The sequence below is a fragment of the Marivita sp. S2033 genome, from assembly GCF_046592965.1.
Lineage (GTDB): Bacteria > Pseudomonadota > Alphaproteobacteria > Rhodobacterales > Rhodobacteraceae > Marivita.
Genome location: NZ_JBISBV010000004.1, coordinates 125,160 through 147,268, shown reverse-complemented (window position 1 = coordinate 147,268; position 22,109 = coordinate 125,160). Strand labels below are relative to the sequence as shown.

At 61.1% G+C, this 22,109-nt stretch carries 24 protein-coding genes; 17 read left to right on the top strand and 7 right to left on the bottom strand.

The annotated features are described in order from the left end of the window. Positions 1 to 24: 24 nt before the first annotated feature. The 3 genes from rsmI to gshB all read left to right on the top strand — a co-directional run bounded on the left by rsmI (position 25) and on the right by gshB (position 2,317). Positions 25 to 879, top strand: coding sequence for a 16S rRNA (cytidine(1402)-2'-O)-methyltransferase (gene rsmI, locus ACGKZZ_RS09455; RefSeq protein WP_411223299.1), 855 nt, complete (start codon positions 25 to 27; stop codon positions 877 to 879). Positions 880 to 916: 37 nt separating this feature from the next. Beyond that, complete coding sequence (locus tag ACGKZZ_RS09450) at positions 917 to 1,321, top strand: YraN family protein (protein ID WP_411223298.1); 405 nt, start codon at positions 917 to 919, stop codon at positions 1,319 to 1,321. A gap of 63 nt (positions 1,322 to 1,384) precedes the next feature. Beyond that, positions 1,385 to 2,317, top strand: a complete 933-nt coding sequence (gene gshB, locus ACGKZZ_RS09445) for a glutathione synthase (RefSeq protein ID WP_411223297.1) — start codon at positions 1,385 to 1,387, stop codon at positions 2,315 to 2,317. 9 nt (positions 2,318 to 2,326) lie between these two features. Here gshB and ACGKZZ_RS09440 read toward each other — a convergent pair whose 3' ends face one another. After that, on the bottom strand, positions 2,327 to 3,838 hold the full coding sequence (locus ACGKZZ_RS09440) for a YifB family Mg chelatase-like AAA ATPase (RefSeq protein ID WP_411223296.1): 1,512 nt from the start codon (positions 3,836 to 3,838) through the stop codon (positions 2,327 to 2,329). Between the two features lie 199 nt (positions 3,839 to 4,037). Here ACGKZZ_RS09440 and ACGKZZ_RS09435 point away from each other — a divergent pair, with 199 nt between their 5' ends. From ACGKZZ_RS09435 to ACGKZZ_RS09400, 8 genes are all read left to right on the top strand, one after another. Next, positions 4,038 to 4,916, top strand: a complete 879-nt coding sequence (locus tag ACGKZZ_RS09435; RefSeq protein ID WP_411223295.1) for an RNA polymerase factor sigma-32 — start codon at positions 4,038 to 4,040, stop codon at positions 4,914 to 4,916. Then, a complete protein-coding gene (locus ACGKZZ_RS09430; RefSeq protein WP_411223294.1) occupies positions 4,913 to 5,695 on the top strand; it encodes a ChaN family lipoprotein in 783 nt (260 codons plus the stop codon). The genes ACGKZZ_RS09435 and ACGKZZ_RS09430 overlap by 4 nt, the downstream gene beginning before the upstream one ends. Positions 5,696 to 5,755: 60 nt before the next feature. Continuing rightward, entirely contained in the window at positions 5,756 to 6,949 is a 1,194-nt protein-coding gene (gene coaBC / locus ACGKZZ_RS09425) for a bifunctional phosphopantothenoylcysteine decarboxylase/phosphopantothenate--cysteine ligase CoaBC (protein ID WP_411223293.1), read from the top strand. A 65-nt stretch (positions 6,950 to 7,014) separates the two neighbouring features. Continuing rightward, entirely contained in the window at positions 7,015 to 7,458 is a 444-nt protein-coding gene (gene dut, locus ACGKZZ_RS09420; protein ID WP_411223426.1) for a dUTP diphosphatase, read from the top strand. Next, complete coding sequence (locus tag ACGKZZ_RS09415) at positions 7,455 to 8,528, top strand: HesA/MoeB/ThiF family protein (protein ID WP_411223292.1); 1,074 nt, start codon at positions 7,455 to 7,457, stop codon at positions 8,526 to 8,528. Before dut ends, ACGKZZ_RS09415 begins: the two co-directional genes overlap by 4 nt. Positions 8,529 to 8,667: 139 nt before the next feature. Next, entirely contained in the window at positions 8,668 to 9,459 is a 792-nt protein-coding gene (locus ACGKZZ_RS09410) for a transporter substrate-binding domain-containing protein (RefSeq protein WP_411223291.1), read from the top strand. Positions 9,460 to 9,480: 21 nt separating this feature from the next. After that, a complete protein-coding gene (locus ACGKZZ_RS09405) occupies positions 9,481 to 10,269 on the top strand; it encodes an amino acid ABC transporter permease (protein WP_411223290.1) in 789 nt (262 codons plus the stop codon). Between the two features lie 96 nt (positions 10,270 to 10,365). After that, positions 10,366 to 12,378: a M3 family metallopeptidase gene (locus ACGKZZ_RS09400; RefSeq protein WP_411223289.1), complete on the top strand. Its 2,013-nt coding sequence runs from the start codon at positions 10,366 to 10,368 to the stop codon at positions 12,376 to 12,378. Positions 12,379 to 12,399: 21 nt separating this feature from the next. Here ACGKZZ_RS09400 and ACGKZZ_RS09395 read toward each other — a convergent pair whose 3' ends face one another. Continuing rightward, the gene (locus ACGKZZ_RS09395) at positions 12,400 to 12,741 is read right to left on the bottom strand and encodes an ArsR/SmtB family transcription factor (protein ID WP_411223288.1); all 342 of its coding nucleotides are present in this window, start codon (positions 12,739 to 12,741) and stop codon (positions 12,400 to 12,402) included. Positions 12,742 to 12,772: 31 nt separating this feature from the next. Beyond that, positions 12,773 to 13,798, bottom strand: coding sequence for a hypothetical protein (locus ACGKZZ_RS09390; protein WP_411223287.1), 1,026 nt, complete (start codon positions 13,796 to 13,798; stop codon positions 12,773 to 12,775). Positions 13,799 to 14,094: 296 nt separating this feature from the next. On the opposite strand from ACGKZZ_RS09390, the gene ACGKZZ_RS09385 reads away from it, so the two are divergent. From ACGKZZ_RS09385 to ACGKZZ_RS09365, 5 genes are all read left to right on the top strand, one after another. Then, on the top strand, positions 14,095 to 14,442 hold the full coding sequence (locus ACGKZZ_RS09385; protein WP_411223425.1) for an AtpZ/AtpI family protein: 348 nt from the start codon (positions 14,095 to 14,097) through the stop codon (positions 14,440 to 14,442). Continuing rightward, complete coding sequence (locus ACGKZZ_RS09380; RefSeq protein WP_411223286.1) at positions 14,426 to 15,187, top strand: F0F1 ATP synthase subunit A; 762 nt, start codon at positions 14,426 to 14,428, stop codon at positions 15,185 to 15,187. Before ACGKZZ_RS09385 ends, ACGKZZ_RS09380 begins: the two co-directional genes overlap by 17 nt. A gap of 65 nt (positions 15,188 to 15,252) precedes the next feature. Then, a complete protein-coding gene (locus ACGKZZ_RS09375) occupies positions 15,253 to 15,477 on the top strand; it encodes a F0F1 ATP synthase subunit C (protein ID WP_072775827.1) in 225 nt (74 codons plus the stop codon). Between the two features lie 85 nt (positions 15,478 to 15,562). Continuing rightward, entirely contained in the window at positions 15,563 to 16,114 is a 552-nt protein-coding gene (locus tag ACGKZZ_RS09370) for a F0F1 ATP synthase subunit B' (RefSeq protein ID WP_411223285.1), read from the top strand. Positions 16,115 to 16,119: 5 nt separating this feature from the next. Beyond that, the gene (locus ACGKZZ_RS09365; RefSeq protein WP_411223284.1) at positions 16,120 to 16,680 is read left to right on the top strand and encodes a F0F1 ATP synthase subunit B; all 561 of its coding nucleotides are present in this window, start codon (positions 16,120 to 16,122) and stop codon (positions 16,678 to 16,680) included. Positions 16,681 to 16,798: 118 nt separating this feature from the next. Here the strand turns inward: ACGKZZ_RS09365 and ACGKZZ_RS09360 are convergent, their stop codons facing one another. From ACGKZZ_RS09360 to ACGKZZ_RS09350, 3 genes are all read right to left on the bottom strand, one after another. Beyond that, a complete protein-coding gene (locus ACGKZZ_RS09360; RefSeq protein ID WP_411223283.1) occupies positions 16,799 to 17,458 on the bottom strand; it encodes a YggS family pyridoxal phosphate-dependent enzyme in 660 nt (219 codons plus the stop codon). After that, complete coding sequence (locus ACGKZZ_RS09355; RefSeq protein WP_411223282.1) at positions 17,449 to 18,918, bottom strand: tetratricopeptide repeat-containing sulfotransferase family protein; 1,470 nt, start codon at positions 18,916 to 18,918, stop codon at positions 17,449 to 17,451. Before ACGKZZ_RS09355 ends, ACGKZZ_RS09360 begins: the two co-directional genes overlap by 10 nt. 100 nt (positions 18,919 to 19,018) lie before the next feature. After that, positions 19,019 to 19,987, bottom strand: coding sequence for a porin (locus ACGKZZ_RS09350; protein ID WP_411223281.1), 969 nt, complete (start codon positions 19,985 to 19,987; stop codon positions 19,019 to 19,021). A 277-nt stretch (positions 19,988 to 20,264) separates the two neighbouring features. On the opposite strand from ACGKZZ_RS09350, the gene ACGKZZ_RS09345 reads away from it, so the two are divergent. Beyond that, a complete protein-coding gene (locus tag ACGKZZ_RS09345; RefSeq protein ID WP_411223280.1) occupies positions 20,265 to 20,771 on the top strand; it encodes a DUF3576 domain-containing protein in 507 nt (168 codons plus the stop codon). A 35-nt stretch (positions 20,772 to 20,806) separates the two neighbouring features. Here ACGKZZ_RS09345 and ACGKZZ_RS09340 read toward each other — a convergent pair whose 3' ends face one another. Further along, positions 20,807 to 22,066: a glycosyltransferase gene (locus ACGKZZ_RS09340; protein WP_411223279.1), complete on the bottom strand. Its 1,260-nt coding sequence runs from the start codon at positions 22,064 to 22,066 to the stop codon at positions 20,807 to 20,809. Positions 22,067 to 22,109 lie beyond the last annotated feature (43 nt).

Genomic DNA, 22,109 nt, shown 5'->3' with positions numbered 1-22,109 from the left:
ACAACGCGAAAGGCGGGTCCAGACATGAATTGGCAGACGCGCGATATCGCGCCGGGATTGTATCTGGTGGCGACCCCGTTGGGCAACGCGCGCGACATCACCTTGAGGGCGCTGGACGTGTTGGCGAGTGCGGATGTTCTGGCGGCCGAAGACACGCGGACATTGCGCCGGTTGATGGATATCCACGGCGTGCCGGTGGGCGACCGGCCTCTGGTTCCTTATCACGACCATAACGGCGAGAGAGCGCGCCCGCGGCTGATGGCGGCGTTGGCGGAAGGGCAATCGGTGGCGTATGCGTCGGAAGCGGGAACGCCACTGATTTCGGACCCGGGGTTCGACTTGATGCGCGCCGCGCTCGCAGAGGGCATTGCGTGCACCACGGCTCCCGGTCCGACCGCAGTGGTGGCGGCGTTGACGCTCAGCGGGTTGCCGTCTGACCGGTTTTTCTTTGCCGGGTTCCTGCCCAACAGCGCATCCAAACGCAAAAAGATGCTGGCGGAAGTTTCGGATGTGCCGGCAACGCTGGTTTTTTACGAATCGCCCAAGCGGCTTGGCGCCATGTTGCGCGACGCGGCGGAGGTTCTGGGAGATCGGGATGCGGTGGTTTGCCGGGAGTTAACCAAAAAGTTTGAAGAGCGTTATGCGGGGCGTTTGAGTGATTTATCAAAGAGATACAGTGACACGCCACCGAAAGGCGAGATCGTCGTGGTGATCGACAGGGGTGCTGATGCTCAAGCGGATCAGGCGACGCTGGATGCTGCGCTGGGCGACGCCCTGAAGCGGTTGTCGGTCAAGGATGCCGCCACAGAAGTGGCGCAGAAATATGGTATTTCGCGTCGCGATGCGTATCAACGGGCGATGGCGTTAGGCGAAAATTAGGTGATTTGTCTTAGGGTGATTCTGGAAGGGGATTGATGTGCCATTTGATTTTCAGAATGACGTGAAGCAACCGGTGCGCCGCGGAGCCCGCCAACAGACGAACTACCATGCCGGAGTGAGCGCGGAAAAATCGGTTGAGCGGTTTTATGAGACACAAGGCGCGAGATTGCGGGAAACGCGCTGGCGCGGGCCGGGTGGTGAGATCGACCTGATCGTGTCGGAAGGCGAGAGGATCGTGTTTGTCGAGGTCAAGAAAAGCCGGACGCATGCAGAGGCAGCGCAACGGATCACGGCGCGCCAGATGGGCCGGATCATGCGCAGCGCCGAGGCCTATCTGGGGCTCTGCCCCTGTGGGGCATTGACCGACGCGCGTGTCGATGTGGCGCTGGTGGATGCGCAGGGGGCGATCGAGATTGTTCCGAATGCGGGGATGATGATCTAGGCCGTGCTTGCACCGCTCGGAGCGTTGCGCCACAACGAGCGGGAAAAATTCAAGAGGCAGATCATGAAAATCGCGTTTCAGATGGATCCGATCCAGTCGGTCGACATCAAGGCCGATAGCAGCTTTCGTCTGGCCGAAGAGGCGCAGGCGCGGGGGCACGATCTGTTTTTCTACGGTCCCGACATGCTGGCTTATGACGAAGGCAGGATCATCGCTGTGGGACACCGGTTTACCGTGCAACGGGTGCAGGGCGATCATGTGGCGCTGGGCCCGCGAGAGCAGGTTGATCTGGCCGAATTCGATGTGGTCTGGCTGCGGCAGGACCCACCCTTTGACATGCATTATATCACATCGACGCATCTGCTTGACCGGCTGGCGGGGCAGGTGTTGGTGGTCAATGATCCGTTCTGGGTGCGCAACTATCCTGAAAAGCTGATGGTGCTGGATTTTCCGGATCTGACGCCGCCGACGATGGTGGCGCGGGATTTGGAGACGATCAAGTCATTCAAGGCGCGGCACGGCGATATCATTCTCAAACCGCTATACGGCAATGGCGGTGCCGGAGTGTTCCGGCTGGATGAAAACGACCGCAACCTGACCTCCTTGCACGAACTGTTCACCGGATTTTCGCGCGAGCCGTTGATTGCGCAGAAATTCCTGCCGGATGTTTCGAACGGCGACAAGCGGGTGATCCTTGTCGATGGCGAACCGGTCGGCGCGATCAACCGTGTTCCCGCGAAGGGAGAGACACGCTCCAACATGCATGTTGGCGGGCGACCTGAGAAAATTGGCCTGTCGGCGCGCGATCTGGAAATATGTGCGCGGATCGGGCCACTGTTGCGCGAAAAAGGCCAGATCTTTGTCGGCATCGACGTGATCGGAGATTATCTGACCGAGATCAATGTGACCTCGCCCACGGGCATACAGGAACTTGAGCGGTTTGATGGCATCAACGTCGCGGACATGATCTGGCAGGCGATCGAATCACGGTTTTGAGCGGCGTTATCAGGCTGTGGTTTTGGGCAGGCGATAGCTGAGCGCTTCGGCAACATGATCGCGGGTGATGGAGTCGCTGGCTTCAAGATCGGCGATGCTTCGCGCCACCCGAAGCACCCTGTGATAGCCACGCGCCGAGAGGCCGAAGCGGTCGGCGGCTTCGGTCAGGAGCGTGCGTGCCGCATCTGCGAGGTCCGTGGCTTTATCGAGCATCGCGCCCTGCAGATCCGCGTTTTGGCGCAGCCCTGTTTGTGATTTGAAACGCTCCGATTGAATGGCGCGCGATTTGGCGACACGGTGGGCGATTTCGGCGCTGGACGCCCCGGAGCTTGGCAGGTCAAGGTCGCGAAACGCCACCGGGGGCACATCGACGCGCAGGTCGAAACGGTCCATCAGAGGGCCGGAAATGCGGCCCATATAGTCTTCGCCGCAGACCGGAGCGCGGGAACAGGCGCGTGCGGGATCGCTGAGATAGCCGCATTTGCAGGGGTTCGCGGCGGCCACCAGCATGAAGCGGCACGGATATTTGACGTGGGCATTCGCGCGCGCGACCATGACTTCGCAGGTCTCGATCGGTTGGCGCAGCGTTTCCAGCACCGCGCGGGGAAACTCAGGAAATTCATCCATGAAAAGCACGCCATTATGCGCCAGGCTGATCTCTCCGGGTTTGGCCGTGCGACCGCCTCCAACGATGGCTGCCATGGACGCGGTGTGATGCGGTTCCCGGAACGGGCGATGGCGCGAAATGCCGCCCGTGTCGATCAGGCCGGAGAGCGAATGAACCATGGAGGTTTCCAGCGCCTCGACGGGTGTGAGCGGCGGCAGAATGCCGGGCAGGCGCGCCGCGAGCATGGATTTTCCCGAACCCGGCGTGCCAACCATCAACACATGGTGCCGCCCCGCCGCAGCGATTTCGAGGGCGCGTTTCGCCCGTTCCTGACCTTTGACATCGCGCATGTCGCGACTGTCGGGGGTGGCTGTCACCTCGCCGGGATCGCAGGGCGGCAGGGGCGTGCGGCCGGTCATGTGCTGGATCACGTCCATCAGCCCATGCGCGCCGATGACCTGACAGCCACCGACCCAAGCGGCTTCGGCGCCGGAGGCTGCGGGGCAGACAAGCGCACGGTTTTCCGCCGCTGCCGCCATCGCGGCGGGCAATGCACCGATGACGGGAACGAGAGCGCCGTCGAGGGACAATTCGCCCAATGCGACGCTCTGGGAGACCGCGTCCCTGGGCAGCACATCGAGTTCGGCGAGTAGGGCCAGGGCGATCGGCAAGTCGAAATGGGATCCCTCCTTGGGCAGATCGGCGGGCGACAGATTCACCGTGATGCGTTTGCTGGGCAGGGCGATATGCAAGGTGGAGAGCGCACCGCGCACCCTGTCGCGCGATTCCGAAACAGCCTTGTCGGCCAGGCCAACCACCGCGAATGCGGGCACGCCTGGAGTGACGGCGCATTGCACCTCGACCATGCGGGCATCAACGCCCTCAAAGGCGACTGTATAGGCGTGCGCGACCATGTATCCCCGTCCTCGTGTCGGGCGAAAATGGCCTGAACTTGGTTGCGAAATGGTTAACAGGGGCGCGCGTTCGGTCTTTTGCAGTGCAAGGCAGTGACCTTTGCCAAGTTAGGAAAATTTTCACGTTTCTCGATCAAACTTTGATCCATGCGGCCAGCCCCCGCGTATTCGGTACAAGATAGAAAGATTGGGGGGTATCATGGCACTCGATACGTTCAACGACCGTACATTGACACGTCGCGCGATGAAGGCAGAGCTGTTGGATGCGGAGACGGAGCTGAAGCTGGCCTATGCCTGGCGCGACGAGCGCGACGAGGCGGCGCTGCACCGGTTGATCACGGCCTATATGCGGCTGGCGATCTCGATGGCGTCGAAGTTCAAGCGCTACGGCGCGCCGATGAATGACCTGATCCAGGAGGCAGGTCTGGGCCTGATGAAGGCGGCTGACAAGTTCGACCCCGACCGCGGTGTGCGGTTTTCGACCTATGCGGTCTGGTGGATCAAGGCGTCGATCCAGGATTACGTGATGCGCAACTGGTCGATCGTGCGGACCGGGTCGACCTCGTCGCAGAAATCGCTGTTTTTCAACATGCGTCGTGTCCAGGCGCGGTTGGAGCGTGAAGCCTCTGCCGAGGGGCGCCAGCTTGACGGTCACGAGCTTCGTCGCTTGATCTCTGAGGAAATAGGCGTGCCGATCCACGATGTGGAAATGATGCAGGGTCGCCTTTCGGGGTCTGATTTTTCGCTCAATGCGACGCAATCTGCCGAAGATGAAGGGCGCGAATGGATTGATGCGCTGGAAGATGACAGCGCGCAGGCCGATGAAACGGTCGAGGTGGATCTGGATTTGGCGCAGTTGCGGCAATGGTTGCTGATGGCGATGAACCAGTTGAACGAACGCGAGCGGTTCATCGTGCGCGAGCGCAAGCTGCGCGAGGATGGGCGCACGCTGGAAAGTCTTGGCAACGAGCTTGGGCTGTCAAAGGAGCGTGTGCGCCAGCTTGAGGCTGCCGCGTTCGCGAAAATCCGCAAAACGCTTGAAACCGAACGTCCGGAAGTGCACCATTTTCTGGTATGAACCGATTGGTGGTAACAATATGCCTTGCCCCCGCGGCGCTTGCCGCCGGGGGCATTTTTGATGAAGCAGACGTGGTGTTTCTGGGCGAGTTGCATGATGTGCCCGGCCATCACCTGCGCCAGGCCGAGTATACCCGAGAGCTTGATCCGACCGCGTTGGTGTTTGAGATGCTGACGCAGGCGCAGGCCGATCTGGTCACGCCTGACTTGATCGCCGACCCGGATGCGCTGGAGCAGGTTCTCAACTGGAGCGACAGCGGCTGGCCCGATTTTGCCATGTATGCGCCGATTTTCGCCGCGGCACCGAATGCGGAATTTTATGGTGCCGCGGTGCCCAGAGATGTGGCGCGCGCGGCGATGCAGGGCGAGGTTGCAGAGAGTTTTCGCGGTGACGCCGTGGCGTTCGGGCTGTCCGACCCGTTGCCGACGGATCAGCAAGTGGAACGGGAACGGTTGCAAATGGCCGCGCATTGCGATGCGTTGCCCGCCGAGATGTTACCTGCGATGGTGGACATCCAGCGCCTGCGCGACGCCGAACTGGCGTATTCAGCGCGTCAGGCGTTTCAAGCGCATGGCAGCCCTGTGGTTGTGATCACCGGCAATGGCCACGCGCGCCGCGACTGGGGCGCGCCGGTTTATCTGGAAAGGGTTGCGCCGGAATTGTCGATCGCTGCCTTGGGACAGGGCGAAGAGGGCGACGGCGATCCGGACGGCCTTTTCGATCTTGTCGAGCATTCTCAACCAGCGATACGGGACGATCCGTGCGATGCGTTCCGCTGATTGAGTTTTGGCGACGGGCCTCGTAACACTGGTGGTGAAATGAGGCAGGACTTTAAGCCTATGTTAAGTGGCAAGCGGATACTTTTGATCATCGGCGGGGGAATCGCGGCGTATAAATCCCTCGATCTGATCCGTCGTCTGCGCGAACGCGGTGCATCGGTCACACCGGTGCTGACTCGCGCGGCAGAGGAATTTGTCACACCCTTATCGGTGGCGGCACTGGCAGGGGAGAAGGCCTATAGGGAGTTGTTCGATCTGACCGATGAGGCCGAAATGGGCCATATTCAGCTGTCTCGGGTGGCTGATCTCGTGCTTGTCGCGCCCGCGACGGCGGATCTCATGGCCAAGATGGCGCACGGTCTGGCCAGTGATCTGGCCACAACGCTGCTTTTGGCGACGGACACGCCGGTGATGATTGCGCCCGCGATGAACGTGCGGATGTGGGAACACGCGGCAACGCAACGCAACCTGGCGGTTCTGCGCGGCGACGGCGTCGCGGTTGTGGGGCCGAATGAGGGCGACATGGCCTGTGGTGAATTCGGGCCCGGACGGATGTCGGAGCCACTGGAAATTGTCGACGTCATGATGGGTGTGCTGGGCGACGGCGTTTTGCGGGGCAAACGCATGATCGTGACCTCGGGCCCAACGCATGAGCCGATTGATCCGGTGCGTTATATCGCAAACCGGTCTTCGGGTGCGCAGGGCAGCGCAATTGCGGCAAGCCTTGTCGCGTTGGGGGCCGACGTCGTGTTCGTGACCGGACCGGCAGAGGTGACCCCTCCGTTCGGGGTTGAACTGGTACGGGTTGAAACAGCGGTCGAGATGCGTGCGGCCGTTCTGGCGGCACTGCCGGCGGATGCGGCGGTGTTCGCCGCGGCGGTGGCCGATTGGCGCGTGGTCGGAGCATCTGACAGCAAGATCAAGAAGGTGGCGGGCACATTGCCGAGTCTGAGCTTTGAGGAGAACCCCGACATCTTGGCCGAGGTGTCGCAGTTGCATAATGGACGGCCGGATCTGGTCGTGGGATTTGCCGCCGAGACCGATGACGTGATCGCCAACGCGACGGCGAAACGCGCTCGCAAGGGCTGTGACTGGATCGTTGCCAACGATGTGTCGCCCGCCACCGGCATCATGGGTGGCGCCGAGAACGCAGTGACGCTGATCTCTGATGCCGGGGCGGAACATTGGCCCCGTATGGCCAAGGATGCGGTGGCGCGGCAATTGGCATCACGCATGGCCGATGCGTTGCGCTGACCGCGCAGAGCCGAGATTTAACCCAAGGGTCAGGAAGGTAAGGGCGGGCCGTGATCGCGATTGAAATGACGTGGACAGATGGGGCCGACCGATCGCTGGGGCTGCCGACCTATGCCAGCGCCGGTGCGGCGGGCGCCGATTTGCGGGCCAATTTTGCCGATCGCGGGGAATTTGTCCTCCAGCCCGGTGCAAGGGCACTTGTTCCAACAGGGCTTCGTCTTGCCATTCCCACGGGGTTCGAGGTTCAGATCCGGCCGCGTTCGGGGCTGGCATTGAGGCATGGGATCATGTTGCCGAATGCTCCGGGCACGATCGACAGTGACTATCGCGGCGCGCTTGGGGTGATCGTGATGAACGCCGGGGAAGACGCCTTCACGATCGCGCATGGAGACCGGATCGCGCAGATGGTGGTCGCACCTGTGGTGCAGAGCGAATTTGTCGAAGTGGCGCGATTGGACGACACGGCGCGCGGCGCGGGCGGGTTTGGATCGACCGGAGTGTCGACGTGATCGTTGTTTTCGCGATGGCGGCCGCGCTTTGGGGCATCGGGATTGCCATGAACGTGCCGCGTCGCGCACGGCTGTACATGATCGGGCTGCTTTACACGGGTGTCCTGTTTATCCAGATCGCCTTGCCCCTGGGCCACCCGTTGCGAATGGCGACCGGCCAAAGCGCGGCATTGTGGATCTTCATCGGGGTATTCGCCGTGATCGCCGTGGTTTACGGGCGGATCATCAAGCTGTTGAAAGACCGGGCGTCGGAAAAAAGCGCGTCCGGAGCCGCGCCTGTGACGCGCAACGGCGCGTTTTCCGGCACGGAGCTCGAGCGCTATGCGCGCCATATCGTGATGCGCGAAATTGGCGGACCGGGACAAAAAGCGTTGCGCAATGCGAGAATTCTGGTTGTCGGCGCGGGTGGGTTGGGATCGCCCGCGCTGCAATATCTTGCCGCTGCCGGAGTCGGCACCATCGGGGTGATTGACTCCGACGTTGTCGAGAATGCCAACTTGCAGCGCCAGGTGATCCATCGCGACGCCGATATCGGGATGCCGAAGGTGTTTTCGGCGCAGGCCGCGATGGTAGCGCAGAACCCGTATGTCGAGGTGCTGCCCTACCATCGGCGTCTGAGTGAGGAGATTGCGGCGGACTTGTTCAAGGATTTTCATCTGATCCTTGATGGGACCGACAATGCAGAGACCCGATATCTTGTGAATCGCCTGGCGGTGGCGACCAAGAGGCCTTTGATCTCGGGCGCGCTGACACAGTGGGAGGGGCAACTTTCCGTTTTCGATCCGGCGTCGGGAACGCCTTGCTATCAATGCGTTTTTCCGCACGCCGCCGCGCCGGGCCTGGCTCCCTCATGCGCCGAGGCGGGGGTGATCGGGCCACTGCCCGGGGTCATTGGATCGATGATGGCGCTGGAAGCCATCAAGGTGATCACCGGAGCCGGGCAGCCATTGCGCGCAGAGATGCTGATCTATGACGGGCTTTGGGGCGAAACCCGTAAAATTGCATTGAAATCCCGCAAGGATTGTCCGGTGTGCGGTGGGAAATCCGGAGCCGAATTCGCACAATCTTAACGCTTTGCGCTGACATTTGAGACCGCAACTGCGATGCAGGCGTGTGGATCGGGGGAGTTGTATGGCGCAAACCCGTCTGCGGGCTTGTCCTGAGACAAACTTGCGGCATACTTCGACAGGAACTTGATCGGGAGTCGGTATGAAACATGTGATTGGCGCGGTGCTGAGCGTCGTGTTCCTCGCGGGTGCGGCGATGGGCGCTGGAACGTTGCCCGACCTGGATGGGCGCGAAGTGGTGATTGCCACGGAAAACGCCTATCCTCCACTGCAATTTGTCGACCCTGCGAGCGGCGATGCCGTGGGCTGGGAATACGACGCCATGGCCGAGATCGGAAAACGGCTGAACATGAACGTCGTCTACGAGAATATTTCTTGGGACGCGATGATCGCCGCGGTTTCGGCGGGGCAGTATGACATGGGCATGACCGGCATCACCATTCGCGACGACCGGGCCGAGCAGGTCGATTTCTCCGACAGTTACATGACGTCGGAAATGGTGATGTTGGTGCGCGGCGATGAAGACCGGTTCAGCGACGCTGCCGGGTTTGCCGCCGATGACGATCTGCTGATGGCGGCGCAGCCGGGCACGACACCGTTTTACGTCGGCGTCTACGATGTGCTTGATGGCGACGAGGGGAACACGCGGATCAAGCTGTTCGAGACATTCGGCGCAGGGGTGCAAGCGTTGCGGACCGGCGACGTCGATCTTGTGCTGACGGACGGGACGGCGGGCGAAGGATATGTCGATGCGGCGGATGGCGCGTTGAAAATCGTCGGCGAAAAGCTGGGAACTGAGGAGTTCGGATTTATCTTCCCCAAAGGTTCGGATCTTGTGGAACCGATCAATGCGGCGATTGCGGAAATGAAAGCGGACGGTACCCTTGATGCGCTTAACAAGCGTTGGTTCCTTGATTTCAAGATTGGCGGCTAAGCGGGGGCGTTTTGCCGCGTGATGCCGCCTTCGCCGCCGAAACGCGATTTCCCATATTGGCTGTTGGCCGTGATTGGCCTTGGCCTCTGGGGGATTTGGCAAATCATTACCAGCGAATTGCATTTGCAAATCCTGGCCACCCTGCTGCGTGGGGTTCAGGTGACGATCTTCGTCACGCTCATGGGCTTTTCGCTGGCCGCACTTCTTGGGTTGTGCATCGCGTTGATGTCGCTGTCGGGGAGTTTGATCCTGCGGCAAGTGGCGCGGTTTTACACCGAGATCGTTCGCGGCATTCCGATTATCGTGCTGCTGTTATATGTGGCTTTCGTGCTGGCGCCCGGCATGGTGGTGTTTCGCAACATGGTGTTGGAGCCTCTGGGCTTCGAGCCTCTTCGCACGCGGGACTTTTCGTTGTTGTGGCGGGCGATCATCGCGCTGACCATCGGCTATTCGGCATTTATCGCCGAGGTGTTTCGCGCTGGTCTCCAATCGGTCGACATCGGCCAGATCGAGGCCGGCGATGCCTTGGGTCTTAACCGGTGGCACCGATTCCGATTCATCGTGTTTCCGCAGGCCATCCGAACCATTCTACCTCCCTTGGGCAATGATTTTGTCGCCATGATCAAGGATTCATCGTTGGTTTCGGTGTTGGGGGTGCTGGATGTCACGCAGTTGGGCAAGGTCACGGCGGCGGGAAATTTCCGATATTTCGAGACGTATAACGTTGTGGCATTGGTGTATCTGACAATGACGATCGGATTGTCTCTCCTGTTGCGCAGACTTGAGGCGCGGTTGCGAAACAGACCCTGAAATTGAATGTTGCTCATCCGGATGGAGCGAAGACAGACGCTGCCTTGCCGATCCGCTATTGGATGCCTAGCTTGCGTGCTGACACAGGAGAATTTCATGACCAATCCATTGATGCAGGCGTGGGACACGCCATTTGGCCTGCCGCCGTTCGATCGAATTGAGGATGCGCAGTTTGCGCCCGCGATAGAGGCCGGAATGGCCGAAGGACTGGCGCAGGTCGAGGCGGTTGCCAACACGCCGGCGGATCCGACATTTGCCAACACCATTGAAGGGTTGATGCAGACCGGGGCGGATCTGGACCGGGTTCTGGGGGTGTTTTACAACCTTGCCGGAGCTGACAGCACGCCCGAGCGTGAAGCGTTGATGCGGGAATTTTCACCGAAACTTGCAGCACATTCGGCCGCGATCTACAGCAATACCGATCTGTTTGCGCGCATAGAGGCGGTTTGGCAGGCGCGCGCGGAGTTGGATCTGACGCCGGAACAGCATCGGGTGTTGATGCTGACGCATCGCGGATTCGTGCGTGCCGGGGCTGGATTGAGTGGCGATGCGGCGGCGCGAATGAAAGAGATCAAGGGGCGCCTGGCGGTCTTGGGAACGCAGTTCGCACAGAATTTATTGGCAGATGAGCGGGAATGGCAGCGTGCCTTGTCCGAAGATGATCTGGGCGGTCTGCCCAGATTCGTGGTCGATGCGCTGCGCGCGGCGGGGCGGGAACGTGGCGCGGATGGGCCGGTTCTGACGTTGTCCCGGTCTGTCATCGTGCCGTTCTTGCAATTCTGTCCCGATCGGTCGTTGCGCGAAGAGGCATGGCGGGCCTGGGTTTCGCGTGGCGAAACCGGAGGCGAGACGGACAATCGCGCGATTGCCGCCGAGATTCTGGCATTGCGCCACGAGCGGGCGCAGCTGCTGGGCTATGCGGATTTTGCGTCCTACAAGCTTGAGACCGAGATGGCCAAGACACCGGATGCGGTGCGCGCGTTGTTGATGGAAGTCTGGGAGCCGGCCAAGGCACGCGCAGAGGCAGACGTGGCCGAATTGGCCCTGCGGATGCAGGCGGACGGGGTCAACGGAGCGTTGAAGCCGTGGGATTGGCGCTATTATTCCGAAGCGCGGCGGCGTGAGGAATTTGCGCTCAACGAGGCCGAGTTGAAGCCCTATTTACAATTGAACCGTATGATCGAGGCTGCGTTTGATTGTGCGCACCGGCTGTTCGGGTTGGACTTCAAGCGGCTGGACGTGCCGCTCTATCACAAGGATGCCCGCGCGTGGGAGGTGACGCGGGAGGGTGAACATGTCGCGGTGTTCATCGGAGATTATTTTGCGCGTGCGTCCAAGCGGTCGGGCGCGTGGTGCTCGGCAATGCGGTCGCAGCGGAAGTTTCCGGATGTGCAGGGGCCGATCGTGGTGAATGTGTGCAATTTTGCCAAGGGCGATCCGGCGCTGTTGTCCTATGACGATGCGCGCACGTTGTTTCACGAGTTCGGCCATGCGCTGCACCAGATGCTGTCGGATGTGCGCTACGAGATGATCTCGGGCACGTCCGTGGCACGGGATTTTGTCGAACTCCCCAGCCAGTTGTTCGAGCATTGGCTGGAAGTGCCGGAGGTGTTGCAAGAATTTGCGACCCATGCAGACACGGGCGCACCGATGCCGGCGGAGATGTTGGACAAGGTGCTTGCGGCTGCGACCTATGACATGGGGTTCCAGACGGTGGAATATGTCGCCTCGGCGCTGGTCGATCTGGCGTTTCACGAGGGCACGCCGCCCAGCGATGTGATGGCGCGGCAGGCGGAGGTGCTGGCGGAGATCGGCATGCCGGAGTCGATCGTCATGCGCCATGCCAGCCCGCATTTCGCGCATGTGTTTACCGGCGACGGCTATTCGTCGGGGTACTACAGCTACATGTGGTCCGAGGTGATGGACGCCGACGCGTTCGAGGCATTTCTGGAGGCAGGGGGCGCATTCGATCCGGTGATGGCGCAGAAACTGGAAAGCTTCATCCTGTCCGCCGGCGGGTCCGAGGAGGCGGATGTGCTTTATCGCAAGTTCAGGGGGCGGATGCCCGGCGTGGCAGCGTTGCTCAAGGGGCGCGGACTGGCGGCCTGAGGGGGCGAAGGTTCGCGGCGGCTAGTCCTGCTCTGTATCGGCGCTCAGGTTCTCGGTTTGCAGGAAACGCTCGAACGCGTCGAGGTTGATCGGCTCGAATTGTCCAAAACCTTGCATCCAGACGCTCGCTTCGCGCAGGGCGTCTGGCTCCAGCTTGCACCATTTGACCCGGCCCCGCTTTTCCTGGCTGATCAGACCGGCTGCGGCGAGGATCATCAGATGTTTCGAGATCGCGGCGAGTGACATGTCGAACGGGTCGGCCACGTCGGTGACGGCCATGTCATCCTCGAGCAGCAACGACAGGATCTGCCGGCGCGTCGGATCGGCGAGAGCGGCGAAAACGGTGTCGAGCGAGTGAGCCATGCACAACAGGTTTCGCGAACCGACGGTGGCGTCAAGGGGACTTGTCAGGGAAAAGGTGTCGGGGGTCGGCACTGAGCCCGCTTGAAGACCACACCCGTCGGTGCATCAGGCCCGGACGAAAGTCTATGTTGAGTTCGTAGCTGTGTTCATCTGTAAGAATGGGAAGGTCGGCAACTTCGTAAGAGTACCCGGTGACGCGGCCAGTGACGACGAACGCACCGGCGACTTTTTGTCTAAGGGTATGCTGTGTCACATGCAGCTTGCGCATCCCGAACTGCGTATCCGGCACATAGGTATTGGTCTCTTCCCAAAGTAGGTCGGCCGCGTCACGCTGGGCCTGTTCGATGCGGATGCAGGTTGCAAGCTCAGGGCGGCTAAGTCTAATCGCTGCAAGGAATTTTGCCTCGGGGGCCAGTGCATCGCAGGGCGGTGTGGTGATATCGTGAAGGGTGAAAAGCGTTCCGGTTTCCGCATTCCCGGTGACGGACAGCATCAGTACTCCGTCAAGACCCGCAGACAGGGCGCGCAGGCAGGGGCGGTCGCACCAGTCTGTATTGCCGCGCAGGGCAAGGACGCCGTCGGGTTGGATCACTGGCATGGGAATATCTTCGGCGCGGAAACGTTCGGCATGATCAGCGGCGCGCGGGGCGATCCACAGCGACGGAATAGCGGCGAAGACGCCGACCAGTGCCGCGCCCAATAGCCAGCCATGCCGCACGCCCACCAATCCGAGACCGCGGTTTGTGTAAAACAGCACGGCGAGAGCCAGAGTGACCGTGGGCAGCAGGAAGATGGCAAAAGTGATCGGCAATCCGATGATGAAAAGCGCGCCCAGAAGGGCGATAACCTCCAAAGCGGGGGTCCAGCTGAGTATCGATGCGATGGCCAGCACCACCAGCCAGAACGGCAGGACTGACTGCAAACCGGCGCCGTAAAGTTTCGGACGGTAAAATTCGCGACGCGCGGCTTTGCCGGGGGCGTTTTTGGCCATCAGTACGACAAGACCGATGCTGGCGACGATGGCAGCCAGGACGATGAGATTCACGAGATCAAGCATGGGCGTCCCTGTGTGGAGCGATCCTTTGTTGATGGCGGTCTAGCGCGCGATCAAGGCGAGAGTTTGGAAGGGGCGTGTCGGAGGGGTGCAGCGAAGATCAACCGTTGGGTTGAATATCAGATTTGTGAGATCTTGCGGCTCGTTGCGCCTGCGACGGGTTGGTACAGGCTGAAGTTGGATTGAAATTATCAATGAATTTCAGCGCATTGACCGTTTCAGGAGCGGGCTTTGCAGCGACTTGACTCGGGTGGCGGCACGCCATAGCACATGGCGAAAGTTCCGACGAGGTGGAGCACGTGTCTGAGGGCGATCCGAAACAGCGACTGGCAGAGCTGGAAGCGCGGATTGCGGCGGCCAAGGGGGCCCCAAAGAACACGCCACATCAGGAGGAACACTATTCCCAAGCGCAACAGGCGTGGCGGATGGTGATTGAATTGGTGGCCGGTCTGGGGATCGGATTTGGCATCGGATACGGGCTCGACGCTCTTTTTGGCACGCAACCGTTTCTGATGGTGCTGTTTACATTGCTGGGCTTCGCGGCGGGGATCAACGTGATGATCAAAAGCGCGAAGGAAATGCAGAGAACGAACCTGGCCGAGACGGCCGGACAGAATGAGAGGGATCACGATGGCAACGGCAGTTGACGATCACGGCGAAGGCGGCGGCCTTGTGTTCCACCCGATGGACCAGTTCATCATCGAGCCGGTCTTTGGCGACGGGGCTGTTGGCATGTTCACCTTCACCAATGCGGCGCTCTGGATGCTGCTGGCGGTGGCCTGTGTGATCCTGCTGATGGTGCTTGGCACCTCCAAGCGCGCGACGGTTCCGACGCGGACGCAATCGGTGGCCGAACTGGCCTATGGCTTTGTCTACAAGATGGTCGAGGATGTGACCGGCAAGGATGCGGTGAAGTATTTCCCGTATATCTTTACCCTGTTCATGTTCATTGTCTTCTCCAACTTCCTGGCGCTGATCCCGACATCGTTTTCGCCCACGGCGCATATCGGTGTGACGGCCGTTCTCGGCTTTGGCGTGTTCTTTGCGGTGACCATTCTGGGCTTCGTCAAGAATGGCGCGAGTTTCCTGGGCCTGTTCTGGGTGTCGAGCGCGCCGCTGGCGCTCCGCCCTGTTCTGGCGATCATCGAGCTGATCTCGTATTTCGTGCGTCCGGTCAGCCACTCCATTCGTCTCGCCGGCAACATCATGGCGGGGCACGCGGTTCTCAAGGTGTTCGCGGGCTTTGCCGCAATCACCGCAGTGGCGCCGCTCTCGGTTCTCGGCATCACCGCGATCTATGCACTGGAAGTGCTCGTCGGCTTTATTCAGGCCTACGTGTTCACGATCCTGACCTGCGTGTACCTCAAGGACGCGCTGCACCCATCACACTAACGACAGGTGCGTGACATCACGCACCCTACGACATACCGCAACTTCCAATCGTAAGGAGAATTCACATGGAAGGCGATCTCGCACATATCGGCGCAGGCCTGGCAGCAATCGGTTCCGGCGCAGCCGCAATCGGGGTGGGCAACGTGGCCGGCAACTATCTTGCAGGTGCCCTGCGCAACCCGTCCGCTGCGGCTTCGCAGACAGCGACGCTGTTCATCGGTATCGCGTTCGCGGAAGCGCTGGGGATCTTCGCGTTCCTCGTGTCGCTGCTGCTGATGTTTGCCGTCTAAGCTTCGGACCTCATTCCTTACGCGCGGGCGGTGTTGCAGTGATGCGACCCGCCCGATGTAACGACACGTTCCGACGGAGAATGACATGGCAACCGAACCCATCGACCTCGAGGCCGCAGGCGTCTGTGTCGGCCCGGATGGCAGCGCCATCGGCATGCCGCAGCTTTGCGCCGACTGGATGCCGAACCAGATCTTCTGGCTTCTGATCGCGCTGGTCGCGATTTACTTTGTCCTGTCCCGCGTGGCATTGCCGCGCATCGCAACGGTTCTGGCGGAACGGCAAGGCACAATCACCAACGACCTCGCGACAGCAGAAGATCTCAAGCAGAAGGCTGTCGAGGCGGAAGACGCGTATAATCAGGCGCTGGCCGATGCCCGATCCGAGGCGCACAAGATCATCGCCCGCAACAAATCCGAGTTGCAGGCGGAACTGGACAAGGCGATCGCCAAGGCAGATGCCGAGATCGCGGCCAAGACAGCAGAGTCGCAAAAGGCGATATCCGAGATTCGTGCCTCTGCGGTGCAGAGCGTCGAAGCCGTGGCGAAAGACACGGCGGGCAGCATCGTTGCCGCGCTGGGCGGTCAGGCGGATGACGCGACAATTGCCGCCGCAGTCGATGCGCAGATGAAGGGGTGAGCGACATGTACCGTATGATGACACTTACCGCCGCCGGCCTGATGGCGACACCGGCGCTGGCTGCCGATGGCCCGTTCGTGTCGCTGGGCAATACCGATTTCGTGGTGTTGCTGGGCTTTCTTCTGTTCATTGGCGTGCTGATCTATTTCAAGGTGCCGCCGCTTTTGATGGGCTTGCTGGACAAGCGGGCGGAGAATATCCGCTCGGAACTGGACGAGGCCAAGGCGCTGCGGGAAGAAGCGCAGGCGTTGCTTGCCTCTTACGAGCGTCGCCAGCGTGAGGTTCAGGATCAGGCCGACCGGATCATCGCGCATGCCAAGCAGGAGGCCAAGGTGGCCGGGGAGCGGGCTCAGGTCGATTTGAAAAACTCGATCGAGCGGCGGTTGGCTGCGGCAGAGGATCAGATCGCCTCGGCGCAGGCGGGAGCCGTGAAAGAGGTGCGCGATCGTGCGATTGCCGTCGCCATCGAGGCGGCGCGTGCCGTGGTCTCCAAGCAGATGACCGCCAAGGAAGCCGCCAAGACCATTGACGAGTCGATTGCGACTGTGGGTCAGAAGCTGCACTGAAGGCTGATTGGATTTGAGTGCGAAACGCCCCGGCCTTGCGCCGGGGCGTTTCCGTTTGGGGGCTCTGCCCCCTGGCGCTGGCGCGCCTCCCCCCGAGGTATTTTGAAACCGGAGACGATCAGGGGGTCTCTGTCACCCGTTCTCCGAAGATGGCCGAGCCGACGCGGATGTGGGTGGCGCCGAAGGCGATGGCCTGTTCGAAATCGCTCGACATACCCATCGAGAGGCCGCTCAGACCGTTGCGCCTGGCGAGTTTTTGCAGAAGCGCGAAGTGCAGGGACGGGGTTTCCTCGATCGGCGGGATACACATCAGCCCCTGTATCGGCAGATCGAGCGATTGGCATTCCTTGACGAACGCATCGGTGTCGGTGGGGGCGATACCGGCCTTCTGCGGTTCTTCTCCGGTGTTGACCTGAATGAAGAGCGGCGGACAGTGACCGGTTTCCTGGGCAAGGCGGGCGAAGGTATTTGCCAGCTTGGGGCGGTCGAGCGTGTGGATGACATCGAACAACTCGAACGCCTGACGGGCCTTGTTAGATTGCAGCGGTCCGATGAGGTGCAGGTCTATGTCGCCATAGGTCTCGCGGAAATCGGGCCATTTTCCGGCCGCTTCCTGCACCCGGTTTTCGCCGAAGCTGCGGTGGCCTTCTTGAAGAACGGCTTCGACGCGGGCGTTGGGCTGGACCTTGGAGACGGCGATCAGGGTGATGTCTTCGGCGTCGCGACCGGCTGTTTTGGCTGCTTTGGCGATGCGGGATTTGATGTCGGTCAGTCCCATGGTGTGTCTCCCCATGCGTCAAGGAACGGTTGAAGCTCTGCCTCGTGGCGGCGCCATGCCGCGGCGGAGCTTTGGTAGATCGGTTGGCGGACCTGATGCAGGCTCAGGGTTTTGACTGTGCCGCCGGATTTGTGGAAATCGAGACACCGCTCCTGCCAGTCGAGCCCGGCGGCGGCGATCAGGGATTTGGAGGTTTGGTCAGGCGCGGCCACGAGGTCTTCGTAGCGGATTTCGCTGAACCGGTCGGGCAGGGTGTCGCGCCAGTGGGCGGTGATCTTGCGGAAGGTCTTGATGACCTCTGCGATGGCGGCAAGATCGGTGGCGTAGCGATGGGTGCCGCCGCTGAAGTGGTTCTTGTAGACCGACAGCGCAATATCGCGCGGATCGCGGTGGATGACGATGAAACGGGCATTGGGCAAGCTGGCGTGCAGCAGGCCGTAGATCAGGAACGCCATGATGGATTTATCGGTCATCCACGGCTTTGACGGGTCGGCGTGGGCGCGGTTGGCCTGTTGAAGGCGCGATGCGAAATCTGCCAGCTTGGCGGTGGGCGCGTCCTTGAGGGCCATCATCTCGGTGCCGGCGCCGAACTGGGCGTAGGCGGTGCGCAGGGCGGTGGCGATTTCGCCGCCTGCATGAACCTCGCTGTGGCTGGCGATGATCTGTTCGGCGAGCGTGGTGCCCGAGCGGGGCAGGCCGGTGACAAAGATCAGACCGGGAGAGGTTGCGGTGCTGTCGGAGCGCGGTGTCAGGCCCGCTTGTGCATCGACGACGGCGGACCATTCGCTAGCGCGCGCGGCGGCATCGTCGGGCCAGAGTGCGGATTGCGCCGAATTGGCGCGTTTGAGATGTGCAAACACCTTGTCGTGCTGTTTGGTGTCTTCCATCGCCTTGGCGAGGGCGAAATGGATGTGCATTTGGCCATGTGGTGAGAGTTTGGGGTGCCTGGCAAGGCGGCGCATGGCGCCGATCAACCCATCGTTCGGCGCAAAGCGGATGGTGGCGGCGAACATTCGGTAGAGTTCGGCATCGTCGGGGTGCTTTTTCAGCAATTGCCGGAACAGGGCTTCGGAGGCTTCGAAGCGACCCGCGCGTTGCAGGTAGAGCGCCTTGTCGGCCTGGGGTTTGATCGCCTTTGGATCGCGCGCGATGTGACGGTCGAGCAAGGTGAGAACCCGGTCGTGATCGCCAAGGGCGCTGTAGGTCTCTATCGCTTCGGTCAGGATCGCCGGTTCCTCGGGGCGCATGCGCAACGCGGTGTCGATGGCGGCGCGACGCTTTTCCGGATCGCCCAGACGGGCGGCGAGGCGGGCGCGATGGTAGTGGATGTCGGGGCTTTGCGGGGCTTGCAGGGCAAGACCGTCAAGCAGCGCGGCGGCTTGCGACAGGTTGCCCGAATTCGCCAGACGCAGCGCGTTTTGAAATGTCGTCTTGATCGCGTTCTGGGCGTTTGTGTGCATCTTGGCCTCGACCGTTTGGTGTTAGCTACTTGGCTGCCGCACAAAAGAAAAGAGCGGGCGCAAGGCCCGCTCTTTCCCTAACCAATCTGGTTATGAGCTCTTAGAAGCTCATCGACAGACCGAAGGAGTAGCTGTCTTCGTCGTCGAATGTCACGTCGTCGCTGGAACCGTAACCGAGGTGAGCAGCAAGACCGCCACCCAGGTCGTATGTTGCGGCCAGGCCCCAACCGGACGAGTCGGGATCGGCTTTTGCGGCCCAATCTTCGTACTCACCGTAGTTCACGCCAATCGACAGAGCGTTCATGGTGTAGCCGAGGCCAACTGCCATGAATGTGCCGTTGTCGGACTGACCTTCGATGTCTGCTTCTGCGTAGTTGATCGCAGCGGAGAAGCCATTTGCGAATGTCGCGTCAAGGCTCACACCGATCAGCTCGATGTCGGCGAGGATGTCACGGTCGACAGTCTGGTAACCAAGACCAACACCGATTGCTGTGCCACCGAAGTCGGTTGCATAGCGAACACCGAGACCCCAGACGGGATCGTCGTCGCCGTTGTCGTCAACTTCTGCGGACAGGGCTGCTGTGAAGCCTGCTGCGGAGTAGGACACGCGAGCGATCTGGCCGTCATGTGTGCCGTCGAGGCCTGCGTTGCCGGAGTAGCCCGAATGCTCGGTCTCGTCGTCGGCGATGGATGCGCCGGCAAGTGCGACTTCCTGGAGAACGGCGTCATAGGCACCGTCTGTGTCGCCCATGTCGAGGCGCATTGCGCCATAGGACAGGAAGTAGACTTCGCCGTCCTGCTTGGTTGCGTCAAATGCGCCGGAAGGGGCGCCATCGGACTCGTCGAGGTCGATGGATGCACCGAATGCCAGGCCGCCGTCGGATTCGCCGGTCATGGCGAATGTGACGTCGATGTCTGTGTGGAACTGGTCAACACCGTCGCCGTCGGATCCCTGGTAGCGATCGCCACCGATCACACCGATTTCAGCGTAACCCGTGATCGAAACTTCGGCAGCTGCGATGCCAGCGGTTGCAACCAGTGCGGTGGAAGCAAGAAGAAGCGTTTTCATTTTTTTTCCCTCATGTGTTCGTAAGGCACGTACCAAACCGGGATGGTCCGGATCAGCTGAGGCTTCTATGCTCTTCGGGGGGGCGTGTTTGCAAGACAAGCGAACGGCCAACGGTCAACTTGGAAATCTGTGATGCTGATTTGCCACAAGAAATGGGACCGGGTTTCCGCCTGAAAGAACACAGCCTTAGGAGGTCGGGAGCAAGTTCACCTTGTCGTGGTAAGGATCGGCTTGTATGCAAAGCAGGAGGCAAACAAGCAGTCGAGGGCAGTCACTTATGGACCTTACACGTTTCAGGACCGGCGTCGGCATCGTCCTTGCAAGTGCGCTTGTGACGGGATGCGGGTTTTTCGGCGGCGAGGACGCGGAACCGGTCGAGACGCGGCCGGCGAGCGAAATCCTTGACGATATTCAGGAAGAGCGTCGGCCGAACCGGTCGCAATCGAGCTTTTTCGACTTTTTCCGCAACCGTGGCGACGCGGGGCAGATCGGTGCGGTCAACAAGTATATCTGGAACGCTTCGCTTGAGACGCTCGATTTCCTGCCGGTGCAGTCGGTCGATCCGTTCACCGGCGTGATCACCACCGGATTCGGAACACCGCCCGGGGGCGGGCGCGCCTATCGCGCGACGATTCTTGTGAACGATCCGGCGCTTGATGCGCGGTCGTTGAACGTGGCACTGATGACGCGCAATGGCCCGGCGAGCGCCGCAACCGTGCGCGCGGTCGAGGACGCGATTCTGACACGGGCGCGCCAATTGCGTCAGCAGGACAGCCGGTTCTAGAGCCTTGGGCCTCTGATCCGTCGCCGCCGTGCAGGTCAGTCCTGCGGTTGGCGAACGGGATCGGTTTGAGACAGCGCGTCGACCCATGCGAGCTGGCGTGGCAGGCAGATACGGTTGAGATCATAGCGATCACGCACGAATCGGCGGGCATTTCGGCCCAAGGCGCGTCGCCGTTCGGGGGCGTCGAGCAGGGCGCAAGTTTCATCGACCAGCCCCGCCTGATCGAAGAAATCCACCATGACGCCGTTTGTCCCGTCGCTGATCGCTTCGCGCACCGGTGCGGTGTCGGAGGCCACAATGGCGCATTCCGCGCTCATCGCTTCGAGCAGGGACCATGACAGCACGAACGGATAGGTGAGGTAGATGTGCACCGTGCTGACCTGCAAGAGCGACAGGAAGGTCGGGTAGGGCACGCGGCCGAGGAAATGCACGCGGCACCAGTCGTCATTGGGGATCTGCGGGCGCACCTCGTCGATGAAGGTCTGTTTCCAGCTTGTGCCATTTGAAGGCTTGGCCCCGTAGCTGGTTTCGTCGCCGCCGAGGATCACCACCTGCGCCTGCGGACGACGCCGCAAGAGGTCTGGCAGGGCGCGCATGAAAACGTGATAGCCGCGATAGGGTTCGAGGTTGCGGTTCACGAAGGTGATGACTTCGTCTTGTGTAGTGAGGGTGCGCCCCGCCACGTCAAGTCGGGCTTCGGGGTTTGGAGTGATCCGGTCGGTGTCCACGCCGTCATGGGCGACGGTGATGCGCGCCCGATACGTGTCGGGATAGGTGGCGGCCTGATACTGCGTCGGGCTGAGACCGGCATCCATGACCTCTTCGTGCAAGCGATTGTTGAGGTTCTTGAGCCGCAGGCGCAGCGCGTCCGTGTCGGGCGTTGGGCTGGGAAATTCAGGGTCGAACCCGGTCTGGTCGGGGCCGGAGCGGTGGTAGAGTTCGCAATAAAGGCCAAGGCGGGCCGCTGGCCAGACATCCTTGAGAAACAGGCTTTCGCCCCAGCCGTGATGGGCGAGGATCACATCTGGCGCGTAGCCAGCATCGCGTAGCGCCATTGCAGCATCAAAGCAGCCAGAACCGCGCAGGATTTTCGTCTCGAAGTCGATCAGCCAGGGATGGATGCCGGGCGTGCTGGCGCCGGTGACGGTGTAGGGCAGGACGGTGATGCCGCGCCAGTTGGTCGGTTCCTTGACCTTGGGGGTCAGAACCAGAACGTCATCTCCGCGCCCGGCGAGCGCCGGTCCGAGGTATTTGAATTGGCCCGGAAAGTTCTGATGTATCAAAAGCACGTTCATAACAACACACGCATCAAGGACTTACGCGCCTTGGTATGCCCGC

What these genes read in the sequence shown, in the direction of transcription:
- rsmI (WP_411223299.1), top strand. Translation starts at nt 25, where the DNA reads ATGAATTGGCAGACGCGCGATATCGCGCCGGGATTGTATCTGGTGGCG.
- gshB (WP_411223297.1), top strand. Translation starts at nt 1,385, where the DNA reads ATGAAAATCGCGTTTCAGATGGATCCGATCCAGTCGGTCGACATCAAG.
- ACGKZZ_RS09440 (WP_411223296.1), bottom strand. Translation starts at nt 3,838, where the DNA reads ATGGTCGCGCACGCCTATACAGTCGCCTTTGAGGGCGTTGATGCCCGC.
- ACGKZZ_RS09435 (WP_411223295.1), top strand. Translation starts at nt 4,038, where the DNA reads ATGGCACTCGATACGTTCAACGACCGTACATTGACACGTCGCGCGATG.
- ACGKZZ_RS09430 (WP_411223294.1), top strand. Translation starts at nt 4,913, where the DNA reads ATGAACCGATTGGTGGTAACAATATGCCTTGCCCCCGCGGCGCTTGCC.
- coaBC (WP_411223293.1), top strand. Translation starts at nt 5,756, where the DNA reads ATGTTAAGTGGCAAGCGGATACTTTTGATCATCGGCGGGGGAATCGCG.
- dut (WP_411223426.1), top strand. Translation starts at nt 7,015, where the DNA reads ATGACGTGGACAGATGGGGCCGACCGATCGCTGGGGCTGCCGACCTAT.
- ACGKZZ_RS09410 (WP_411223291.1), top strand. Translation starts at nt 8,668, where the DNA reads ATGAAACATGTGATTGGCGCGGTGCTGAGCGTCGTGTTCCTCGCGGGT.
- ACGKZZ_RS09405 (WP_411223290.1), top strand. Translation starts at nt 9,481, where the DNA reads ATGCCGCCTTCGCCGCCGAAACGCGATTTCCCATATTGGCTGTTGGCC.
- ACGKZZ_RS09400 (WP_411223289.1), top strand. Translation starts at nt 10,366, where the DNA reads ATGACCAATCCATTGATGCAGGCGTGGGACACGCCATTTGGCCTGCCG.
- ACGKZZ_RS09395 (WP_411223288.1), bottom strand. Translation starts at nt 12,741, where the DNA reads ATGGCTCACTCGCTCGACACCGTTTTCGCCGCTCTCGCCGATCCGACG.
- ACGKZZ_RS09390 (WP_411223287.1), bottom strand. Translation starts at nt 13,798, where the DNA reads ATGCTTGATCTCGTGAATCTCATCGTCCTGGCTGCCATCGTCGCCAGC.
- ACGKZZ_RS09380 (WP_411223286.1), top strand. Translation starts at nt 14,426, where the DNA reads ATGGCAACGGCAGTTGACGATCACGGCGAAGGCGGCGGCCTTGTGTTC.
- ACGKZZ_RS09375 (WP_072775827.1), top strand. Translation starts at nt 15,253, where the DNA reads ATGGAAGGCGATCTCGCACATATCGGCGCAGGCCTGGCAGCAATCGGT.
- ACGKZZ_RS09370 (WP_411223285.1), top strand. Translation starts at nt 15,563, where the DNA reads ATGGCAACCGAACCCATCGACCTCGAGGCCGCAGGCGTCTGTGTCGGC.
- ACGKZZ_RS09365 (WP_411223284.1), top strand. Translation starts at nt 16,120, where the DNA reads ATGTACCGTATGATGACACTTACCGCCGCCGGCCTGATGGCGACACCG.
- ACGKZZ_RS09360 (WP_411223283.1), bottom strand. Translation starts at nt 17,458, where the DNA reads ATGGGACTGACCGACATCAAATCCCGCATCGCCAAAGCAGCCAAAACA.
- ACGKZZ_RS09355 (WP_411223282.1), bottom strand. Translation starts at nt 18,918, where the DNA reads ATGCACACAAACGCCCAGAACGCGATCAAGACGACATTTCAAAACGCG.
- ACGKZZ_RS09350 (WP_411223281.1), bottom strand. Translation starts at nt 19,987, where the DNA reads ATGAAAACGCTTCTTCTTGCTTCCACCGCACTGGTTGCAACCGCTGGC.
- ACGKZZ_RS09345 (WP_411223280.1), top strand. Translation starts at nt 20,265, where the DNA reads ATGGACCTTACACGTTTCAGGACCGGCGTCGGCATCGTCCTTGCAAGT.
- ACGKZZ_RS09340 (WP_411223279.1), bottom strand. Translation starts at nt 22,066, where the DNA reads ATGAACGTGCTTTTGATACATCAGAACTTTCCGGGCCAATTCAAATAC.